We start from the raw sequence: 21,070 nt of genomic DNA, 5'->3' as shown, positions 1-21,070 counted from the left end.
GTGACGGTCGGTCCGCCGGTCGCGATCAGTTGTCCCGGAGAATAGCCTCTTTCTCGGCGGCCTCGAGGGTCTCTTCCTCGACGTGAGTCGCAACGACGGCCGGCTTGTACGCGCCGCCGTCGAAGAGGTCGTGCTCGCTCACCGACGACTCGACGAACCGGGTGAACGCCCGCCTGTTCGCCGGCAGTTCGCCGTAGACGACTTCCTCTTCGACGAGGTCGTAGACCGGAATCCGCGGGGTCAGCAGGGTGTTCTCGCCGACGATCGAGTTCTCGCCGACCCGGAAGCCGCTGGTGACCCGACAGCCGGCACCCAGCGAGACGCCGTCTTCGACGATGACGGGGCTGTCCTCGACCGGTTCGAGGACGCCGCCGATCAGCGTGTTCGCGCCGAGTTTGACGTTCGATCCGATCTGGGCACACGAGCCGACGGTATCGCTGGAGTCGATCAGCGTCCCGTCGCCGACGTGCGCACCGACGTTGACGAACGAGGGGCTCATCATGATCGCGTCGCTGCCGACGTAGGCACCGCGGCGGATCACCGTCCCGTCGGGCGTGTTGCGCGTGCCGCGCTCGCCCAGGTCGTCGGTCTCGCGAAGCGGGAGGACGTCGTGATAGGTGACGTCGCCGTACTCACGAGGTTCGGTTTCGCGTAGACCGAAATTGAGGAGGATCCCCCGCTTGACCCACTCGTTGACCGTCCAGTCGTCCCCGGCGGGTTCGGCCGCCCGGACGTCGCCGGCTTCCAGGGCATGCAGGAACCGTTCGAGGGTCGCGCGGTCGTCGCTGTCGGCCTCGGCGGCGGTCAGGCCGTCGTCGTATCGCTGCCAGAGGGCTTCGACGTCGCTCTGTAGGCTCATGCTGACGGGTTCGGTCGGCGGCCCTTTATACTGCCGGCTCTCTCCCTGGTAGGTGCGCTCGGGCCGGCGAACAGCACAGTTTTTTGCGAACGACTACCGATAGTCAGTGTATGGCCACTCGCAGCACACCGGACGGCGCGTCGACCCCGGAACTGCCGTCAGTCGTGCCGTTCGATCTGTCGCCGCTGACCCGACTGAGCTGTCAACTGGGCGAACGGGTCGTCACCGACGACGAAGCCACGCGTCGCGGCGAGTTCGAGTACGTCGACGGCTCCTGGTCGCTGTCCGTCTTCGACGTGACTGACTACACCGTCGTGCTGTGCGTCCGCACGCCGGTCGGGTTCCGGCGGTTCTACGGCGCGATACAGGCCGACATCGAGGCGGTCGAACCGATCCTCGAGGCCGCCGAGGACTGGCAGCGCCGGGAGTAACGCAGTCGGTCCCGTGTCGTCGGCGCCAATAACGCTTAGTGGCCGCGTCGAGAACAGCGACGAGTTGTGAAGTATACGACGCTCGGATCGACTGGAGTGACAGTGAGTCAGATCGCCCTCGGCTGCATGAGCTTCGGGTCGAGCGACGAGTGGATGCTCGACGAGGACGAAAGCCGCGAACTCATCGAGCGCGCGATCGATCTGGGGATCAACTTCTTCGACACTGCCAACGTCTACTCGGGCGGTGAGAGCGAGGAGATCCTCGGGGACGTGCTCGCGGAGTACGACCGCGACGAGCAGGTCGTCGCCACGAAGGTCTACTTCCAGATGGACGAGGACGACCCCAACTCGCAGGGCCTCTCCCGGAAGGCGATCGAACAGGAACTATCGAACTCGCTGGATCGGCTCGGCATGGAGACGGTCGATCTCTATCAGATCCACCGCTGGGACGACGACACGCCCGTCGAGCAGACGCTCCGGGCGCTCGACGACGCCGTTCGCCGCGGGCAGGTCCGACACATCGGGGCCTCGTCAATGTGGGCCTACCAGTTCGCCGAGGCGCTGCACACCAGCGACCGGCTCGGACTGGAGCGGTTCGCCACGATGCAGAACCTCTACAACCTCGTGTATCGAGAGGAGGAACGCGAGATGCTGCCGCTCTGTGACCGGGAGGGAATCGGCGTCATGCCTTGGAGCCCGCTCGGAGCCGGCTTTCTCACCCGGCCACACGAGGCGTTCGAGGAGACCACCCGGGGCGAACACGAGAGTTCGATCGGTCGACCCTATCCAGAGGGCGGCGGTCGGGAGATCAACGAGCGCGTGCAGGAACTCGCCGCCGAGAAGGGCGTGAAGATGGCCCAGATCGCGATGGCCTGGCAGTTCCACAAGGACTGGGTGACCGCGCCGATCGTCGGCACCTCCAGCATCGAACACCTCGAGGACGCCGTCGAGGCGCTGGAGATCGACCTGTCTGACAGCGAAATAGAGTACCTCGAAGCACCCTACAAACCGGTTCCGATATCCGGTCACGAGTGACTGCCGCGAATCCGATCCCCGTTCCGATCAGCGCCAGCGCAAGCACCGAGAGGACGGGGCAACGGGTAGCCCACAGCCAGGCCAGCACGAGGACGATCGGATGGAGCAGTCGTCTGCGCACGCCCGCAGGTGGCGCGTCCGCGATGGAACGCCCGCCGATCACGTTCCCTGCGTGGCCGCGGTGCGTCTTCGCAGCCGTCGGGAACCGGCGCAACGGTAACAAGCACGCAGTCACGAGGGACTGCCATGGACCATCCGCCACGCGATTCGTCGTCGGGCCATCCGGGACCGACGCCGTCCGGGTCGAGCGGCCACCCCGGATCGGAGTCGGGCCATCCGGGATCGAACCCCTCGGGAGACCACCCGGGCGGGTCGCCGATGAACCGGGACTTCTCGCGGACGCCGCTGATCGTCACCTGGGAGGTCACGCAGGCTTGCGGCCTCGAGTGCGATCACTGCCGGGCCGAGGCCCAACCCGACCGCGACCCCGAGGAGTTGACGACTGAGGAGGGCAAACGACTGCTCGAGAGCGTCGCGGACTTCGGCCACCCTCCGCCGATTCTGGTGTTCTCCGGCGGGGACCCGCTCGAACGCCCGGATCTCGACGAACTGGTCGACTACGCCTCCGAGCTGGGGCTGCCCACGGCGGTGACGCCCGCGCCGACGCAGAACCTCACCCGGGAGGTCGTCCAGCGGTTCGCCGACGCCGGCATCCACCGGATGGCCCTGTCGCTGGACGGGCCGGACGCCGAGAGCCACGACGAGTTCCGCGGCGAGGAGGGGAGCTACGAGCGCGTCCAGCAGGCGGCACAGTGGGCGGCGGACGCCGGCCTCTCCATCCAGATCAACACAACCGTTACCGCGAACACGGCCGAATCGCTGCCGGAGATCGCCCAGCAGGTCGAGGATCTGGGCGCGGCCATGTGGGAGGTCTTTTTCCTCGTGCCGATCGGTCGCGGAGCCGAACTCGATCAGCTCGCGCCGGCCGAGGCCGACGAGTGGATGGCCTGGCTGTACCGTCGCCAGCGCGAGGCTCCCTTCCGGTTGATCACCGTCGAAGCGCCGCAGTACCGCCGAATCGCTCGCGAGGTCGAAGGTGAACCTGTCTCGGTCGGTTCGACCCGTGCCGGGTCGGGGTTCGTCTTCGTCAGCCACCGCGGCGAGGTCTACCCCTCGGGTTTTCTGCCCGAGTCGGCCGGCAACGTCCGCGACACAGACCTCGTGTCGCTGTACCGTGATTCCGACCTGTTCCGCCGGTTGCGCGACACCGGGGAGTTCTCGGGTCGGTGCGGGCGCTGTCCCTACCGGGAGCTGTGCGGCGGCTCGCGCTCGCGTGCCTACGCCGTCACGGGCGACCCCTTCGCCAGCGACCCGCTCTGTCCGCTCGCGAGTCGATAGGTCCCTTTTCGACCTAGCTCGGCTCTGCACGTTTATATACAACCCTCAGAGCCCCCTGAATGGAGGAAGAGATGGTCGATTTCTTCCATCAACCCATCGAGATCCCGCTCTGGCTGCTCGCGCACCCACGAAAACATGTTGTAGATTGCCTCTTTGAGACCGTGTTCAAGCTGGGCTCGGAGCGACGAGGCTTTCGAGACGAGTCGCTCCGAGACGCTCGACGGAGAACCAAGCCGAAGCAGACTGTAGGTGAGCATCTGAAGGTGCCAGTGACGACTGGCACCATCAGAATCACGCACCTCGCAGCCTCCAAGGCCAAGATCCTCTTTCGAGTCCTCGAAGAATGTCTCAATTCGCCACCGCTTGGAGTAGCTTCGAATGATATGGGCTGATGGAGCGTCAATCTTGTTCGTCGCAAGATACTTGACCGGATTCTCTTCGTCCTCGTCAACTTCTTTCTCGGTGATTACTAGCCGTACCTCACCCAATTTTGATACAGGCAGCGTTTTCGTCCAGATGTTGTAGACCTCATCGTCAATCTCCCGTTCTTCAGTGTCGATGCTCTCTGCGAGCGCATCGACCCGCTTCTCTTCGCCATCAAATGTGACCTGTCGATTGCTCCGGAGAGGTCCAATCCAGTCCTTTCGGTGGGACTCGACATGCTTGATCAGCTCAGAACCGTGAGCGAACCACGAATCGAAGAGATAGGTGGCCGCAGGCACACCTATCTCTTCTTCGAGTTCTGTGATTATCTCCTGTGCAAGCTCGTACTTTGTCGCTTCTACGTCCTCCTCGTCGTCATCAGCTTTCTCGTACTGGCGAAATGCTAGTGGATAGGACGTTTTGTGGTCAGTATAGAACGCATAGACGAGATTTTGTCCCCAGACAGGCTTGCCTTCGCTGTGATCATAGAACGATCCAGCACCGGGAAGTTCCTTCCCGGTTCGCTGGAGCACTGAATCGTCGATGACAATGTAGCCGTCCTTCGACCACCGCGTCTCACCGTGATTTTGCAGTTCCTCTAACCGTTCGTGATTAAGTTTGTCTTCGTCCCAGTTGTACTCGGTGATGAACTTGTTGAGTGCCCGGTCGCTTCCGGCCGGAAGGACTTCTCGTGCAATCCCGGTGACGGTCTTGCTGCTGGCCGCAGCAAGACCTGTCACGTACGTTTTGGCATGCTGAGTCTGATGATACGATAGCGAGTCGAACTCATCCAACGGGTCAGTACACGAGAGGAAGTCTGTGATCGGCAGCATCAGCTGTCAACGCCATCTATATCGCGGCCTTACTTAAACGTGCAGAGCCGAGCTATTAGTTGAAGGTCGGATCAGTCGATGCTCGGATGTGGCAACGCAGTCGTCGTGGCCGGTGCTGTTGGGGCCAGAAGTCCATGTCGTCAGTGCGGCGGCGATGACTGTTGCGGATAGAATGTCGACTGTGGCAGGGCCAGCGAAGGTAACCTTAGACCAGTCTCAGAACCAAGAAGATCGCTCGAAAGGCGATGTGGGACGCGGCGTGTAAGGGGGTGAAGAGAAGAAATGAAGGAAACCGAGCAGACATACATAGATTCACACCTCGATTTCGGACTAGACTTACCACCGATTGAAGATATACACCTTCCAAATATCTACGTCGCGCTGGAAATCGACCTGCTCGCGCCGGGAGACGGGATCGTCACGGACCGCCACCACGCCTCGGCCGAGAGGTACGAGGCGGACGATCCGATGAACCAGATCGAGGGACAGATCTCGCCGTTCACGCTCTCGGGCTGGCTGCGCCACGGCTGTGAGGAGGTCGTCAAACTCGCCGGAGCGAGCGCGTGCCATCCGGGAGAGCCAAACGCGGACTACATGCGCGCGGAGACATACGAACGCGACCTCGAAAACGGCTATCACGAGAAAGGCACCTGCATTGATGCCCACGACCCGGACCACGCCCACGACCATGAGAACCTGACCGGCTGTGTCATCTACGACCTCTTTGGCGGGTTCGGCGCCGACCCCGGCAAATTGTTGCGCCGACCGATCACGTTCTCGCCGATCCGCCGACACGTCGATATCCTTGACGGCGAGGCGGAGGCCCACTACCGCCAGGTGTCTACCCACGTCCGCTCCCGGAACGACGCCGACGGCGGCCAGCCCCTCCGCCAGACCGACCAGGACGTGCTCGGCAACCTCGAAGGGACGTGGAAACTCACGCTGCGTGAACTGAAACCGGAGTTCGTCGGCCTCCTGCTGGAAGCCGTCGCCTTCCTCGATACCCACAGCGATGACTTCGCGTTCCAGATCGGCGGCGCCCGCAATTTCGGCGCGGGCATCGCCGACGCCCAGGTTATCAACCCGCTGTATACCGATCAGGAAATCAAACGCGTGTTCGATCGCTCGAAAGACGCGACCGCCGCGATGCAGGACAAAGACGAAACGTGGCGCAGGGAGTACCGCGACGAATTCGTGCGCGCATTACAAGCACGCACCGCCATGCGTGACGGCGACCTGCCACACCCCGGCCTGGACGGTGATGGGACGTGAGCGACGAGCCGTCGGCACCTTCCTCGTCCTCGTCATCCTCGTCGTCTTCGTCGTCGGCAACACCACCGGCCACAGACGCCGATGCACCCGCGGATGGAACCGATGGTGATGCTGACACGGCCGCCGATGCACAGGCCGACCCTGATAACACCGACACCCACTTCTACACCCCCACCGGCCCCGCGGGACGCGCACGCGAGCCGGATTCGCGGGCGAACACCGACGCGGATTCGCGGGAGGATACCGATCCGGACGAGATCACCAACACCACTACGAACACCAATAGCACCACCAGTAACACCAATAGCACCACCACTACCCCAGACCCGGAGACAGACACAGACACAGACACAGAGACAGGCACAGACACAGAGCCGGACACGAACCCCAACCCGAACACAGATCCGGACACGGACGTGGACGCAAGCCCGACGCCGGACACCACTGGGCCCACAGACACGAGTACACCACCTGTTGGAGACTCCGATTCACCATCTGGGGTAAGCCCGGATACACAATCTGGGATAAACACCAATTCACAATCTGGGGTAAACACCAATTCACAACCTGTTGTAACCGCTGATGAAACGCCTGATGCAACCGCTGATGCAACACCTGCTGCCGACGCCGACCCAGCCGCCGCGGCCGGCACCCCAGGGGATGCGCGATCGGACACGCCTCCAGGGGACGCCACGACGGACACCACCGCTGACCCACCGTCCACCACAGACCCTGCCCCCAACCCCAACTCCGACTCGGCCGACCCGGCGCCACCAGCAACGCCCACAGAGGTCCCGCCGTTGCTCGCGGTGTACCGCCACGATATTCACAAACTCCGGGGGCGCGCACACGAGACGGCGGCCGAGACATACGCCGGCGCACGCGTCAACGAGCCAGTCCCCGGGGGCGCCGACGCCGACGCGGCCCGGCTGAGCCGCCCGCCGGGCGAGCCCGAGGAGACCGTCCCCGCCCACGCCTCACCCGTGCGCCTGTCGCTGCTGACTGGCCAGCCGGTCCGACCCACCAGCGACCTGTCTCCCTTCCGGACAGCCGCCCGCGAGCTGGCGACGATCGACGACCCCGCAGCTGCCCACGCCGCCTGGCTCGCGTCGGACACCACCGCGGCACGCAACGAGACGATCCACTATCCCTATACGGCCCTCAAATATCACGTCCTGCTGACGGCCGCCCTGCTGTCGAACTATCGCGCCGGCGCGACCTTCGATGACCTCCATCTGGTCGTCGAGACGGCGGCCGACCAGCCGACCACCGGTTCGGATTCGATCCGGGCTCCGACCCCGACCCCGACCAACGCCCACCCCGAAGACCGACCCACCGGGCCCGAAACAGCAACAGCAACAGAATCCAGGACAGCAACAGGAGCGGCGACGGCACCCAGGGCCGGACGAGCCGCGACACAGACGCCCTCGGCGGCAGACGTGCTCCCCCACCGGACGATCCTGCACGCGGGGCCGGTGACACTCCACATCATGGCTGACCCGGACGGCCGCCCGGCAGCACCCCTCGGCCCGGCCCCCGCCCGGTCGTTCGCGGACGTGTGGGCGCGCCTGCCCGCACTCCCGTTCGACGTGGACAGCGACCGCCGGTGGCGCCGGCTGGATGCCCAGTTGCGACGCATCCGGTCGTGGTCGGCGGCGCTTGCGACCATCGCGGACGTGGCCACTGGCCGGCTTGGCGTCACGAGTGGTGAGAGTGCTGGTCGAGATGGGACTCGTGGCGCCGATGAGCGGGGTGGTACTGGCAGTGGTGCTGGTGGTGCTGGTGCGGGGAACGATGGCGCTGGCGATGAACCGAACGACCCAGCTGGTGGTGATCGTGCGTGACGCCCCTCAGAATCTGGAGGGGAAACGAAGGGGGCGACAGATGACGACCATCCAGCAGGTGCTCTTCGAGGTGACGGCGCCCTATGCGGGCCACCCCTACTACGTGACGGGCCATGCCCTGTTCAACGCACTCGCTCGCCGGGTAGACGCCCGGACCCGACGGGCGCTGCAGGTCAGCCACGGCGTGTTCGTCCCTGGGGAGTTCGGCTCCTATCCCGAGGCCCACTCGCAGACCGGCACCGCCCCCTACATGGGCACGGGCCTGCGCCCGGTCGAGGCCTACGACGACCTCTTCCTGTTCCGGGATGGTGCCCAGCGCTGGCTGCTCGACAGCCGGCCACGCGACGCCCACAACACGCAGGACTGGCGCTCGTATAGCGGCCACCACGCCGTCGCGCCGACCGTCCGAGTGCGTCGTCCCGCCGATGCTCGGACCAGCAGGCGGACGATGCGGTGGTACGTCCACGCGTATCTGCACGCCGACAGCGGGGCGGCTGGCAGTGACAGTCCCGCGTCGTGCCTGCCCCTGGCCGACAATACCCTCGATGGGCTGCGTGTCGGCGCTGCGCGCAACTACGGCTTTGGCGAACTCGCGCTGGCGGACACCCAGACAGTCGATCTCGATGACCTGGACTATAGCCGCCTCCGCGAGGCCGATGCCTACACACTGGACCTCATCACGCCATACGTCCTCGCGAGCGGGTATCCCGGCGCCGACAACCAGTCGATTCCGTGGTGGTGGACAGGGACGGACAGGCTCCGCCGGCGAGTCACGCGGCTGGTGACCGGCGACGAGCTCCACCACGTCGAGACGGTCGATCACGGCCAGGTCGTCGGCTACGGGGGTGACGAGCCCATCGCGACCGCCCGGAACGGCATCCGCCGCGTCGGCACCCACGCCAAGTACGGTTTCGGCGAACTCCGGGTGCGCCCGGCCAGTGCTGATCGTGTGCCCGAGCGGGTGGGCGTCGATGGCGCAGGTCCCCGGTGGTCACGCGCACAGGCAGGCCACCAGGATCCGGACAGCAAGCACGCGGCTGACAGCGGGGGTGACTGCCCACGATGAGCGACCGCCTGGATCTCGTCGCCTTCGATATCGAGACGACGGGCTTCACCGTCGACGACGAGGTGACCGTCATCGGGTTTGCCCTGCCGATGGGCGTCCGCGTGTTCTGTCGCACGGATCGCCGACCGGCCCCCGAGCTGGAACAGACCGTCCAACAGCGGGTGCCCGACACCGTCCGGGTCTCGACACACCCCTCCGAGCGGGCGCTCCTGGCGGCCGTCGGCGAGTTTGCTGCTGCACGCCTGGCTGATGATGATGTGTTACTGGTCGCGTACAACGGCGAGCGCTGGCGAGCGGGCTTTGACCTGCCCTTCCTGCGGACGCGGCTGGCGACGACCGACGTGGCCTGGCCGTTCCAGAACTCGCCGTATGCGGATCTCATGCCGATCATCACCAACCGCTTCAACACCACTGTCGATGGGTCGGCGAGTAGTGATGATGGGGCTGCCAGTGATCGTGCTGCTGGTGGTGATTGTGATGGTGGTGGTGATGGTGGTGATCGGGTTGGTGATATCGAAAATAATGATGCCGATATCAAAATTAATGAAATAGATAATGAAATTGGTGAAAAGGATATCGAAAATGATGAAGAGGATATCAAAACGGCTGCTGCCGAGAGTGATGCCGATGAGCGAGTGGGTACGCGACGGGACCTCGCCGGCGTCTACGCGACGCTCGGAGATGGCACCTACGATGAGCTGGATCCGTTCACGGACAGCAGCGAGGCAGTGACCGCTTTCGAAGCGGGACGATTTGCCGACCTGGTCGTACACAACGTTGCGGACGTACTCCGGACCAGACACCTCGGCCGCCTGGCCGAACGCTACTGTTCGAAATCGGATTTCTCGCTCAAGTCACTGACGCCGACGATCCATGCCGGAGACTGATCCAGACCCATCCCGACCCGACGGTCGGACCCGCTGGCACCGGGCCGGCATTGCCCCCGATGGTGGACCGATTGAAGCGATACACCACATCCAGACGTTCCACACCCACCCGGCGACCAGCAGCGCGCGCCAATCACACGACGACTCGCGAGACACCATGAATCCAACTGCAACAGACAACCCAGACACAGGGACAAGCACAGACACAGACACAGACACAGATACAGGCACTGCCACAGAAACAGGGACAGACACGGCCACAGAACCAGCCAACGAAGCGCCGGTCAACGACCAGACAGAGGCCGAGCCCGAGACAAAAGCCGAAACCGGGCCTGAGACGAAGGCCGAAACCGAGCCCGAAACTGACACACCCGAGTCGGGAGCGATGCCCGACGCCGGGACGTGTCACGAGACGGTCGATCAGGCTACCCGCCGGCGTGTCCTTGAGGCCCACGACCACCGCTGTCAAGTGTGTGGGCGGATGGGTCGGGCCGCCGGCGGGCTCGCGACGCTGCACGTCCATCACCAGACGCGCGATCCCGACGACGGGGACGTGCACGACCCGGCGAATCTGACGGTCCTCTGTCGGCGGTGTCACCACTGGCACCACCAGCAACCGACCGACAGGCAACTCCCCGTCGATCTCACGGACGCCGACCAGCGGGAATTGCTCGGGCAGGATATCGAGATCCTCCGGATCCTGGCCGAGCAGGGGCCGGCGACGACGGGTGATATTGTGGCCGAACTCACAGGCGAGTTCTCCGCGATGACCGTCCGCGAGCGACTGTGGGTGCTGATGGGGTTGGATACCATTGTGGATGAGCGAGACCGGCAGATCGTTGATCAGGATGTCACGACCGGCGAGTGGGGATTAACCGGACAGATCACCAAGTCAGCCCGGGGACACATCCCCGACGATCCACAAATCCTGCTCCAGCGGGCCGCTGACGAGCGTGTTCGACAAGCCCTTGAGCGTGGGTATGATCGTGATGTCGTCGCTAACGTGTTCGATATCTCGAAACGCACCACGTTTTACAAGGAAAAACGGGCTGCTGCGTATGCCTTTCCACTGGAGGCTTTTGATGGTCGAGGAGGGCGGACCTCACCGACTCAACAACGTGCAGACTCGCCGTCACAGAAAGACGACGGCAGCCAATCGACTGTGGAAGATGAGGACCAACAGCGACTTGACACGCTGACGGACCAAGACGTAGCCACGGAAATCGCATCCCGGAGTGGGGCGGAAACGCAGATAGTCCACGCCGACACCGATCAACCAGAGCAGCTGTCCCAGGATAGCGAGATAGCCACAGAACATCTCCAATCTGAGCTTCAGAACGCGATCATAGCCCTCCAGTCAGTGCACGATCGGCTGTAAGGGTATTCTTAGGCGGTGGTGCAGACGTATTATCACACCCTATCCCGCGGATTTCTAGTTTTCGTGCTGATGGATCTTGAGCCGATGTCGCATGGATATCGGTCCGGGTTTCTGGGCTATTTATCCGAGTGCTGCTGATCGGAATTTGACCAGTTAGCTCTTGAAACTCTGTGCGGAATAGCTGGATCCAATCCACATCGCGGTGGCGATGATCGCGCCCCACACCAGCCCGGCACCGTGAGCGAAGATATTCACCTGCTGCTCGACGAACCCCGACGGAAATAGCGTCAACATAAAGCTCACAAGGACTGCCACAATCCCGACTCCGACACCGAGGTCACTACGCTTCCAGGCCACCGCCGCCTCTGTCTGCCAGAGAGCCCACCCACTCAGCCCGACGCCCGCTCCAGCCATCCTGAGCACAAACACATCGAGGCCACTGTACGATAGTGATACCACCCACACCAACACCACGGCCACCCCCTCGCCAACGAACACGGCGACCCGTCGCGACGACCACTGGGCCACCCACATCACGAACGCGACGAATAGACCGATCGCACGGGATACCCGCGTGTGTCCCCCCGTCCCTGTCTCTAGCGAACTTGCCGATATCTCGACAGAACCGCCGTTTCTCGGGAGTGGCGAAGGGGATGCATCGTCGAGGTTGGTCGCGAGGCAGTGACGGAATCGTTGTCGAGTCGTGTCGAACCCGCAAAAGTTATTATTTCGACAGACACATCGGCACGTATGAATGTCACCAACCGGCTGTGTCGCTTGAACCGTCCCCGAGCACGGTTCGAGAGGACGAAGAAATCTGTAAACGAATACCAGCGGTATGTCGAGGTACTGCTGGGTGAGGAGGCAATGCGGAGGGATAGCGATGACTGACGATCGCCTCTCCGTGACTCGCCGGCGATACCTGTTGGGACTCGGCGCTGGCGCTATCGCCACCACCGGTGTTGGGGCCCCAGCCAGTGCGCAGACGACGACTGCCGGTGAGTACCTGTGGAGCTTGGAGGCGAGTGGTTATATCTACGGTTCGCCGACGGTGGTTGATGGCACCGTCTACGTCGGGTCCTACGATTCCAACCTATACGCGTTGGATGCGGAGATCGGCGAAAAGCAATGGGCCCTCGACATGGGCGGGAGGGTCTACAGTTCACCGACGGTGGTCGACGGCACCGTCTACATCGGATCCCTAGATGATAACCTGTACGCGGTGGATGCGGAGACAGGCGAAAAGCAGTGGGCCTTCCAGACGAATAATGATGTCTACAGTTCACCGACGGTGGTCGACGGCACCGTCTACGTCGGGTCTGGGGAGAAAGATGATAATGGTAACCTGTACGCGGTGGATGCCGGGACAGGCGAAAAGCAGTGGGCCTTCCAGACGGGTGATGGCGTCAGGAGTTCGCCGACGGTGGTTGATGGGACTGTCTACGTCGGGTCCAACGATACCAATCTATACGCGGTGGATGCCGGGACAGGCGAAAAGCAGTGGGCCTTCCAGACGGGTGATGGCGTCAGGAGTTCGCCGACGGTGATAGACGGCACCGTCTACGTCGGGTCCAACGATACCAATCTATACGCGGTGGATGCCGGGACAGGCGAAAAGCAGTGGGCCTTCCAGACGGGTGATAGCGTCGAAAGTTCGCCGACAGTGATAGACGGCACCGTCTACGTCGGGTCCTACGATGATAACCTGTACGCGGTGGATGCGGCGACGGGCGAAAAGCAGTGGACCTTCCAGACGCGGGATTTAGGCACCAGTTCGCCGACGGTGGTCGATGGCACCGTCTACGTCGGGTCCGGGTCCAGTGATGGTGGAAACCTGTATGCGGTGGATGCGGCGACGGGCGAAAAGCAGTGGGCGTTCAAGACAAGTGGTTCAGTCTCAAGTTCGCCAACGGTGGTCGATGGCACCGTCTACGTCGGGTCCGCTTTCTACGTCGGGGACAACAATGGCGAACTGTACGCGGTGGATGCAGGTGTCGAGGGGTCGAGTGAGGACTCACGAGTAATGTTGGGCACGTTAGGTCATCACGGTGGCTGGTCTTACGCTGACCAGTCTATTTCGATGGGGGGAACGGCAGATCCGAAAGGTGACACCTCACCCTCTGACGAGACATCCTCGACGGAACGACCCTCTACGGCCGGCGGCTCCGACGGACAGAACGATGACAATGAGGAGTCTGGACTGACAGACGGCCGGTCGGGGCCTGGATTCGGCGTCGGGAGCGCGCTGGCGGCCCTCGGAACGGCCAGCAGCTACGCGGGCTACCGGCAACTCAGTGGCGACGATGCCGACCAACCAATGGATGACGGCGACTGAGGATCGACTGTCCACGACTCGTCGGCGATCGGTCGGGTTATCCTCAAATACGGGCATAGATTGATCGGCGATCCGGGACTTTACCGGTCGCGATCCCCTGGTGGGGGCGGCCGCAAGCCATTCGATGCAGACGAGTCCCTGTCTGGGTTCGGACGCGCCTGAGCGCGGACCCCCAGCATATGGAGGTCGCTCGTGCGTGTCTGGTGCTCCTACTCAAGCGGGGTGCCGTCTCTGGGGCAGTAGGCGTACGAGTCGTCAGTCGGCCGAAAACCACAGACCGGACATTCGCGGATCGTCTCCTCGGGACGCTGCTGCTTGGTTCGCCGGAAGAGAAACGGAACGAACGGGACGAACAAGAAGAACACAGCCGTCTGGAAGTGCCACCAGACGACAGCACTGACCACGAGACTCCCGACGATCCCTACCACGGCGGTCGCGGCTCTCGCCCGCATCACACGGAGGCTATGCCCCGGACGAAAAAAAGCTAGCAGATCTATCCAATCGGCCGGTGCCGGTGATATCGATACGAGATCGGCTTGGTGCACCGACAGCTGAACGCTGCTTCTGCCGGGGACAAAGTGGAATGATGAGAGACAGAATAGAAGACACTTCTGCCGGGGACATCCGATACGCGAACAGGTTGTCTTTTCACTCTCCTCACGATGGATCTCGCTCGCCTAAGATAATCCTTCGAAAGAGAGGCTCGAATTTTTTCTGTAATGGACTCACCGGACCTAATATCGATTCCAGAAATCACTCCAGCGGTGGTTTGCGAGGTCATGCTCTGCAATATCGGTGACATATGCCGGTACTATTCATACTCAAGGATATAAGTACTCGGCTCTGCACGTTTATATACAACCCTCAGAGCCCCCTGAATGGAGGAAGAGATGGTCGATTTCTTCCATCAACCCATCGAGATCCCGCTCTGGCTGCTCGCGCACCCACGAAAACATGTTGTAGATTGCCTCTTTGAGACCGTGTTCAAGCTGGGCTCGGAGCGACGAGGCTTTCGAGACGAGTCGCTCCGAGACGCTCGACGGAGAACCAAGCCGAAGCAGACTGTAGGTGAGCATCTGAAGGTGCCAGTGACGACTGGCACCATCAGAATCACGCACCTCGCAGCCTCCAAGGCCAAGATCCTCTTTCGAGTCCTCGAAGAATGTCTCAATTCGCCACCGCTTGGAGTAGCTTCGAATGATATGGGCTGATGGAGCGTCAATCTTGTTCGTCGCAAGATACTTGACCGGATTCTCTTCGTCCTCGTCAACTTCTTTCTCGGTGATTACTAGCCGTACCTCACCCAATTTTGATACAGGCAGCGTTTTCGTCCAGATGTTGTAGACCTCATCGTCAATCTCCCGTTCTTCAGTGTCGATGCTCTCTGCGAGCGCATCGACCCGCTTCTCTTCGCCATCAAATGTGACCTGTCGATTGCTCCGGAGAGGTCCAATCCAGTCCTTTCGGTGGGACTCGACATGCTTGATCAGCTCAGAACCGTGAGCGAACCACGAATCGAAGAGATAGGTGGCCGCGAGTGGTCTGCGAAAGAGTTGACTCTTCTGGAAGCGTATAGCTCTCGATGAACACAAGCCAACGCGGAGAGTTAGTGCGGCATTTGTCGGAAGAAGAGCTCGAGCAGGCTATCGAAGATGCACAGTCGGCGGACGAGACCCGTCTCGTCCGGCGGCTGTGTTTCATCAAGAATCTCTATCAGGGCGATACCCGCAAGCAGGCGGGCCGACGCGTCGGAATCTCCCGATCTACGACGCGTCGATGGGCTCGCGCGTGGAATGATGACGGTGTAGAGGGACTCCGCCCGCGCTTCGGCGGCGGCCGGCCGCCGAAGCTCACTCCCACGCAGTTCGATGAACTCTGTGGTATCCTCGAAGAGGATCAACCCTGGACACCGCAAGCCATTCACGCCCTAATCGAAGACCGCTACGATGTCACCTACCACCCGGCGCATCTCAGCCGGAAACTTCGTGCCGCGGGCATGAACTACGCCAAGCCGCGGCCGATGGATCCGCGTAGTCCGGCTGACGCAGATGAGATTCTCGCCGAGCGCCTGACTGAGGCGCTCGGCGAGGACGACCACGATACCGAGGAGGATGATCCCGTCGTGTTGGGGTTTTTTCGATGAAGCGTGGCCTCAACCGTTCGAGAATTCACAGCGACTCTGGTCGTTTGATCGGACGGTCACGATCGCAAAACCGCTAGTGACGTTTCCATGGCGGTCGATCGGTTTCTACGCGCTGACTGGTCAAAGTGTGATTACGTTCAAAAAGCGGTTAGTCAAAGAGACGATCGTTGAGGCGTTAGAGGAGATCCGCGAGCAGAATCCGCGGGGCCGGATTCTGCTCGTGGCCGATAACTACGGCTCTCACCATGCGAAACTCACACAGCAACGGGCCGACGAACTCGGCATCGAGTTCGTCTTCATTCCGCCGTATTCACCGACATTGAACGCAATCGAACCGCTCTGGAAAGACCTCAAACGAGACATCTCTCCTGAAATCTTCGATGACAAAGACAACTTTCGAGAGTTCCTCACCGAGACATTCCACCGGTTGAGTCAGCAGGTCAGCTTCGCTAGTGATTGGATCGAGACGTTCCTCCCAGATGTCCAGAAGTTACGCTGACCACTCCAGGCACACCTATCTCTTCTTCGAGTTCTGTGATTATCTCCTGTGCAAGCTCGTACTTTGTCGCTTCTACGTCCTCCTCGTCGTCATCAGCTTTCTCGTACTGGCGAAATGCTAGTGGATAGGACGTTTTGTGGTCAGTATAGAACGCATAGACGAGATTTTGTCCCCAGACAGGCTTGCCTTCGCTGTGATCATAGAACGATCCAGCACCGGGAAGTTCCTTCCCGGTTCGCTGGAGCACTGAATCGTCGATGACAATGTAGCCGTCCTTCGACCACCGCGTCTCACCGTGATTTTGCAGTTCCTCTAACCGTTCGTGATTAAGTTTGTCTTCGTCCCAGTTGTACTCGGTGATGAACTTGTTGAGTGCCCGGTCGCTTCCGGCCGGAAGGACTTCTCGTGCAATCCCGGTGACGGTCTTGCTGCTGGCCGCAGCAAGACCTGTCACGTACGTTTTGGCATGCTGAGTCTGATGATACGATAGCGAGTCGAACTCATCCAACGGGTCAGTACACGAGAGGAAGTCTGTGATCGGCAGCATCAGCTGTCAACGCCATCTATATCGCGGCCTTACTTAAACGTGCAGAGCCGAGTACCGTAGCAAGTCCCGGGAGAAATACGCTAAAGAAATCGTAGATACTGAAAAGGCGGAAGGGACGCGCCATAGGTTCGTAATCAGTAGATGACAGTAGTCACCTAAGAGTCTTACCAAACGAAAAATCCGATGTAGTTCACTTCTATTCCGGTTACGTTGAATTATTGGGTAATGGTCACAAACTGTGGTAGTATGCTTGGGAAGATACTCTCCTTCCTGTTGGCTCCGTTCAGATGGGTCGGGAAGCGTGTGAGTGGCATCAGGAAGTGGATTGATGACCCATTTACTAACGGAAAAATCCGGCTCCCCCCGATTTTCAGCCTGAGTCATACCCAATCCATCGCCTCAAGACGCCAATCTCTCATTCTCATACCACTCTACAATCTCCTAATAGGTGGATGGAGCTTCATCTTCAGCGAGGTATTGGGACGGCTATCGCACCTTGTGAAAGCCTTCTTCGGAATTGGGAGAGATTACAATAGAGGTGGCTACAACTATCTTGGGGCGTTCTTGAGTTGGTGCCTGAGTGTATTCAAACGGTTTGTGTTTGGGACTGTATCCCTCCTACAAGCGATATTCAAGATGTTGAGATAGATGGATGTGAATCTGTTTCCGGCATAGTGGATTAACTCTTGTACCGCCCTTAGGTTATACTGATATTGCTTGAGTATGAAGGGGAGAAATAGGATGGATATTGGGTTAGTCTCCTGCACCAAGAAGAAACAAGAACAAGCATCGATTCCGGCTGAACTCTATATGGAATCTCTATACTTCCGGAAAATGAGGAAATTTTGCGAAGAGAATCACGGGCGATGGTACATACTCTCTGCAAAATACGGGGTGTTGGAACCGTATGGAGAAGTGATTGAAGCATACAACGAAACATTGCGGGATTCCACCGTGAAAGAGAAGAGGGAGTGGGCCAAGTCCGTGTTTGAACAACTTCAGGCGATGGAGTCACTTGAAAAGGATACCACTCTGTTCATTCACGCCGGGAAAGACTACTACGGCGAACTACTACCGTTGCTTGAACAGACAGATGCTGAAGTGAGAATCCCAACAGAGGGTCTTGGACTTGGCGAGAAAATGGCGTGGTACAACGACCGGATATGAGCAATTTGAACTGCTACTCCGTTGATTGGTTTGACCTATCGTGGTCGGAATGGTATCCCTTGGGTTCAGAAGGTGGCGCTCCGACTAAGAGCGGAATTTACCGAGTACGTCATACCGACCAAGAGCGGAATTGGCTTGAATACATAGGTGAAACAGGGCAGAAGCGGGGTGTACGTGGTCGAATTGGACAACTTGCCAACAACGTTTATGATGACAAAGTGAATCAAGTCTGTGCAGAAGGGCGTCCCGGTCGTGCCCCTCATACGGCGGCTGATTGTCTCAATGCTATCTGTAAGTCTATCGGGCCTTCATTGGAAGTGTCCTATGCCACTCCTTCCTTGGCTGAAGACAGATGGATGAGAAAGGGGCTTGAAGACGCTCTAATTGCGCTCCATCGGCGTGAGGTTGGTCACAGTTACACAGCGTTTGATGGAAGAATGATTCCCGGCTACGAAGATTGGGATAAGAAATTGGGGAAGAAGGGGAACGTCACAGACGTTCACAAGGGCGCTAAGCCGCTTGATTGGGATAGAGTGGAGAGCGTTACAGGAGCGGATTGGATGGACTTAGAGTGGTCTAAGCCTCGCCCATTGGATGAATTACGGGATACCTCTCTCCCTGAAATGGGAGTCTATAGAACTTGGTATGCGGATTATCCATACAGGGAGTCATCGGAAGAGCGTCAACCGCTACTCTATGTGGGAAAAGGAAATCTTCGGAGCCGCCTCAGTACAAGAAGAAATGTAGACGGAACGCACGCAATGTTTTCATTCTCACCACCACCGGAAGATGTTGATTCGGAACGAAAACTCAGGGAGATAGAGGTTGAACTAATTGGCGCTCACTATGTTGTTTCAGGAATCCCACCATTGAATCAGGAGAGCCACGAAATCTACCGACCCACTCCTAAGGTGTTTCAATGACTACACAACCTGAATCCGGAGAACTGCTTGTCGGAGCCTATCTCAGACTGATACAAGAGTGCGAGTTGGTGATGTATAATCAGCGCCCGCGGAAGGAAGGCGACCAATCCGAGATTGACGTAATAGGAGTAGATAACACAGAAGATGGGGAACAAGTCATCTATACCTGTGAGGTTGTGACGCACCTCAACGGTCTTCACTACGTAGGAACTCCGAACACAGACCGATGGGCCGAATACGGGGCAAAAGACTATCAACACTCCTTAGAGCGGCTATGGCAGAAGTTCAACTCAGACAAGAACTACGTGACTGAACTCTTCGACTCCGCTGAGTCCTATGTTTTTCAACTATGGAGTCCGGTTGTCCCCGGAAATTCGGATGAAGAATATCTGTTAGGTGGGCTGAACGCCTTAGAAACCGACTTTGAGGAAGAGACGGGGATGGAATTGGAGTTAGTCATCAACGAACGCTATACGGAAAAGATAGAAAAACTTCGGGAGAGGGCTTCTGAGACGGAGAAGGACTACGGGGAACTCGGATTCCGTATCCTACAGATTCTTGAGCATCTCCGGTAGGGAACTCAGGCCATAGATTTGTCTTAGAAACCGCTGTAGTTATTCAGCCCATCTTATCCAAGGCGTCACGTCGGTCTTCGACCGGGACTTGGTCGTATTTCATCGTTGTCTTCACGCTCTTGTGACGGAGTTGGGCCTTAGTCGCCGCCAAGTCGCGCTCGGCAGTCATATACGTTCCAACCGAGTGTCTGATAGCGTACCAACTCAGTTGTCGGTTCTCCGTTCGGATACCCGAATCTTCACACAGGCGCTTGAGTAGCCGTCCAAGGCTCTGTGAGCCGTATGGGTTTCCGTGCGTCGTGAGCCACAAGGTATCCGTCTCATCGTACCTACCATACTGTTCACGCTCTTGTAGCCACCTTTCAAGTGCCGACGCCGTCCGCTCCGTGATGCTCACTATCCAATTCTCCCGATTCTTCGATGACTCTTCGTGGGGAATCCTAAGAACTTCGTTCGTGGTGTCAACCCACGTTGTCTTCGCCCGGCCCACCTCAACGGGTCGTAGGCCTGCATCCAAACTTGCCCACACGATTGAGGTGATTTTCCACCCATCGATGCTGTCCCAATCATCCGGCGTCACGTCATCAATTGGCTTGTCCAAGACCTTGCTCACGTAACTTTTCCATTGATTTCTCTCTTCAGCGGAGAGGTTGTTGTACGACGGGATACTCCCGTGATTGAGTGCGGATTCCCGAATCTGTCGGCGTTCTTCGGTAGTGAGGAAATCCCGAGGTTTAGACGTACCCCCGCTCTCAAACGAAAACGTGGGTTCCCACTCACTACTTCCGTACTTCTGTGCGAGCCACCGGAAATAGCGCTTCAGCATTTCCTCAATCTTCCCTTTGGTTGACTGAGCGTTATCGCTGTAGGCTACTTCCTGCATATACTCATCCGCATCATCGGTATCCGGGGGAAGCCGGTAATTCCCCTCTTGCTCCCACACCCACCGGTCGAACGCGGCGGAGCGGTAGCCGCTTTCGTAGACCGTGTATGGGGAGTATCCGATGGCCTTCTTGGGATTCTTCCCCATATGGAGAAGCCATTTCAGGAACGACTCCCGGTAACTGTGGTAGTCAACAATCTGTTTCTCGCTGAGTTGCTCGCGGTTGGCTGATGGGACAATTTTGATGTGGCGTCCGGGGTCCAAATTCGCCTCTAATATATTGTCACAGCCTTTCGTTGGGTTGCCTGACATAGTTGGTTTGACAGGCAGAAAACCGCAAGACGTAGCCGGGTTATTGGATGCGCGGGACCGGATTCGAACCGGCGGACCCCTACGGGACAGCGTCCTAAGCGCTGCGCCTTTGGCCTGGCTCGGCAACCCGCGCGCACCCGTCGCTATTCCAGAAACCCCCAAGAACCTATCGTTTCGTCGTCGCCGACGATCAGGAAATGACCAGCGGCTTCTTGTTCGAGCCCGCAAGCGGTTTGTTCCCGGTCCCGTTGCAGGCGCCA

General features: G+C 59.7%; 20 protein-coding genes, 1 tRNA gene and 2 pseudogenes. 15 read left to right on the top strand and 8 right to left on the bottom strand.

Features of this window, described 5'->3' with window-relative positions; genetic code table 11:
- Positions 1-25: 25 nt before the first annotated feature.
- Positions 26-859 (bottom strand): 2,3,4,5-tetrahydropyridine-2,6-dicarboxylate N-succinyltransferase, encoded by an 834-nt coding sequence (locus HSR122_RS00710; RefSeq protein ID WP_229110737.1) that lies wholly within the window; start codon positions 857-859, stop codon positions 26-28.
- Between the two features lie 110 nt (positions 860-969).
- On the opposite strand from HSR122_RS00710, the gene HSR122_RS00705 reads away from it, so the two are divergent.
- From HSR122_RS00705 to HSR122_RS00695, 3 genes are all read left to right on the top strand, one after another.
- Positions 970-1,290 carry a hypothetical protein gene (locus HSR122_RS00705; protein WP_229110736.1) on the top strand — a complete coding sequence of 107 codons (321 nt, stop codon included), beginning with the start codon at positions 970-972 and terminating at the stop codon, positions 1,288-1,290.
- A 66-nt stretch (positions 1,291-1,356) separates the two neighbouring features.
- On the top strand, positions 1,357-2,325 hold the full coding sequence (locus HSR122_RS00700; protein ID WP_229110735.1) for an aldo/keto reductase: 969 nt from the start codon (positions 1,357-1,359) through the stop codon (positions 2,323-2,325).
- A gap of 246 nt (positions 2,326-2,571) precedes the next feature.
- A complete protein-coding gene (locus HSR122_RS00695; RefSeq protein WP_394355534.1) occupies positions 2,572-3,723 on the top strand; it encodes a radical SAM protein in 1,152 nt (383 codons plus the stop codon).
- 32 nt (positions 3,724-3,755) lie between these two features.
- Here HSR122_RS00695 and HSR122_RS00690 read toward each other — a convergent pair whose 3' ends face one another.
- Complete coding sequence (locus HSR122_RS00690; RefSeq protein ID WP_229110470.1) at positions 3,756-4,979, bottom strand: IS701 family transposase; 1,224 nt, start codon at positions 4,977-4,979, stop codon at positions 3,756-3,758.
- Between the two features lie 282 nt (positions 4,980-5,261).
- Between HSR122_RS00690 and HSR122_RS00685 the strand changes: the two genes are divergently transcribed.
- From HSR122_RS00685 to HSR122_RS00665, 5 genes are all read left to right on the top strand, one after another.
- Positions 5,262-6,251, top strand: coding sequence for a hypothetical protein (locus HSR122_RS00685; RefSeq protein ID WP_229110734.1), 990 nt, complete (start codon positions 5,262-5,264; stop codon positions 6,249-6,251).
- Between the two features lie 809 nt (positions 6,252-7,060).
- The gene (locus tag HSR122_RS00680; protein WP_229110733.1) at positions 7,061-8,095 is read left to right on the top strand and encodes a hypothetical protein; all 1,035 of its coding nucleotides are present in this window, start codon (positions 7,061-7,063) and stop codon (positions 8,093-8,095) included.
- A 40-nt stretch (positions 8,096-8,135) separates the two neighbouring features.
- Positions 8,136-9,161: a hypothetical protein gene (locus HSR122_RS00675; RefSeq protein ID WP_229112164.1), complete on the top strand. Its 1,026-nt coding sequence runs from the start codon at positions 8,136-8,138 to the stop codon at positions 9,159-9,161.
- On the top strand, positions 9,158-10,048 hold the full coding sequence (locus HSR122_RS00670; RefSeq protein ID WP_229110732.1) for a ribonuclease H-like domain-containing protein: 891 nt from the start codon (positions 9,158-9,160) through the stop codon (positions 10,046-10,048). Before HSR122_RS00675 ends, HSR122_RS00670 begins: the two co-directional genes overlap by 4 nt.
- 385 nt (positions 10,049-10,433) lie before the next feature.
- Positions 10,434-11,426, top strand: coding sequence for an HNH endonuclease (locus tag HSR122_RS00665; RefSeq protein WP_229112163.1), 993 nt, complete (start codon positions 10,434-10,436; stop codon positions 11,424-11,426).
- A gap of 153 nt (positions 11,427-11,579) precedes the next feature.
- On the opposite strand, the gene HSR122_RS00660 is transcribed toward HSR122_RS00665, so the two are convergent.
- The gene (locus HSR122_RS00660) at positions 11,580-11,924 is read right to left on the bottom strand and encodes a hypothetical protein (protein ID WP_229110731.1); all 345 of its coding nucleotides are present in this window, start codon (positions 11,922-11,924) and stop codon (positions 11,580-11,582) included.
- A gap of 385 nt (positions 11,925-12,309) precedes the next feature.
- Between HSR122_RS00660 and HSR122_RS00655 the strand changes: the two genes are divergently transcribed.
- Positions 12,310-13,761 (top strand): outer membrane protein assembly factor BamB family protein, encoded by a 1,452-nt coding sequence (locus HSR122_RS00655; RefSeq protein WP_229110730.1) that lies wholly within the window; start codon positions 12,310-12,312, stop codon positions 13,759-13,761.
- Positions 13,762-13,970: 209 nt separating this feature from the next.
- On the opposite strand, the gene HSR122_RS00650 is transcribed toward HSR122_RS00655, so the two are convergent.
- On the bottom strand, positions 13,971-14,213 hold the full coding sequence (locus HSR122_RS00650) for a hypothetical protein (RefSeq protein ID WP_229110729.1): 243 nt from the start codon (positions 14,211-14,213) through the stop codon (positions 13,971-13,973).
- A 399-nt stretch (positions 14,214-14,612) separates the two neighbouring features.
- Positions 14,613-15,296: pseudogene (locus tag HSR122_RS00645) on the bottom strand (transposase); the annotation flags it as partial.
- A gap of 83 nt (positions 15,297-15,379) precedes the next feature.
- Here HSR122_RS00645 and HSR122_RS14845 point away from each other — a divergent pair.
- Positions 15,380-15,904 carry an IS630 family transposase gene (locus HSR122_RS14845; protein ID WP_267491203.1) on the top strand — a complete coding sequence of 175 codons (525 nt, stop codon included), beginning with the start codon at positions 15,380-15,382 and terminating at the stop codon, positions 15,902-15,904.
- Positions 15,873-16,403: an IS630 family transposase gene (locus tag HSR122_RS14840; RefSeq protein ID WP_267491204.1), complete on the top strand. Its 531-nt coding sequence runs from the start codon at positions 15,873-15,875 to the stop codon at positions 16,401-16,403. Before HSR122_RS14845 ends, HSR122_RS14840 begins: the two co-directional genes overlap by 32 nt.
- A 7-nt stretch (positions 16,404-16,410) precedes the next feature.
- Here HSR122_RS14840 and HSR122_RS00635 read toward each other — a convergent pair.
- Positions 16,411-16,950, bottom strand: a pseudogene (locus HSR122_RS00635) (transposase); the annotation flags it as partial.
- Between the two features lie 225 nt (positions 16,951-17,175).
- On the opposite strand from HSR122_RS00635, the gene HSR122_RS00630 reads away from it, so the two are divergent.
- From HSR122_RS00630 to HSR122_RS00615, 4 genes are all read left to right on the top strand, one after another.
- Positions 17,176-17,598: a hypothetical protein gene (locus HSR122_RS00630; protein WP_229110728.1), complete on the top strand. Its 423-nt coding sequence runs from the start codon at positions 17,176-17,178 to the stop codon at positions 17,596-17,598.
- Between the two features lie 75 nt (positions 17,599-17,673).
- Positions 17,674-18,117: a DUF6884 domain-containing protein gene (locus tag HSR122_RS00625; protein ID WP_229110727.1), complete on the top strand. Its 444-nt coding sequence runs from the start codon at positions 17,674-17,676 to the stop codon at positions 18,115-18,117.
- 338 nt (positions 18,118-18,455) lie between these two features.
- A complete protein-coding gene (locus HSR122_RS00620) occupies positions 18,456-19,040 on the top strand; it encodes a hypothetical protein (protein ID WP_229110726.1) in 585 nt (194 codons plus the stop codon).
- Complete coding sequence (locus tag HSR122_RS00615; protein WP_229110725.1) at positions 19,037-19,615, top strand: hypothetical protein; 579 nt, start codon at positions 19,037-19,039, stop codon at positions 19,613-19,615. Before HSR122_RS00620 ends, HSR122_RS00615 begins: the two co-directional genes overlap by 4 nt.
- Before the next feature lie 43 nt (positions 19,616-19,658).
- On the opposite strand, the gene HSR122_RS00610 is transcribed toward HSR122_RS00615, so the two are convergent.
- Positions 19,659-20,810 (bottom strand): tyrosine-type recombinase/integrase, encoded by a 1,152-nt coding sequence (locus HSR122_RS00610; RefSeq protein ID WP_229110724.1) that lies wholly within the window; start codon positions 20,808-20,810, stop codon positions 19,659-19,661.
- Between the two features lie 48 nt (positions 20,811-20,858).
- Positions 20,859-20,943 (bottom strand) — tRNA-Leu (locus HSR122_RS00605).
- Positions 20,944-21,070 lie beyond the last annotated feature (127 nt).

Origin of the sequence: Halapricum desulfuricans (assembly GCF_017094525.1) — an archaeon.
GTDB lineage: Archaea > Halobacteriota > Halobacteria > Halobacteriales > Haloarculaceae > Halapricum > Halapricum desulfuricans.
The sequence above is the reverse complement of the archived record's forward strand: the minus strand, read 5'-3'. Positions and strand labels throughout refer to the sequence as shown.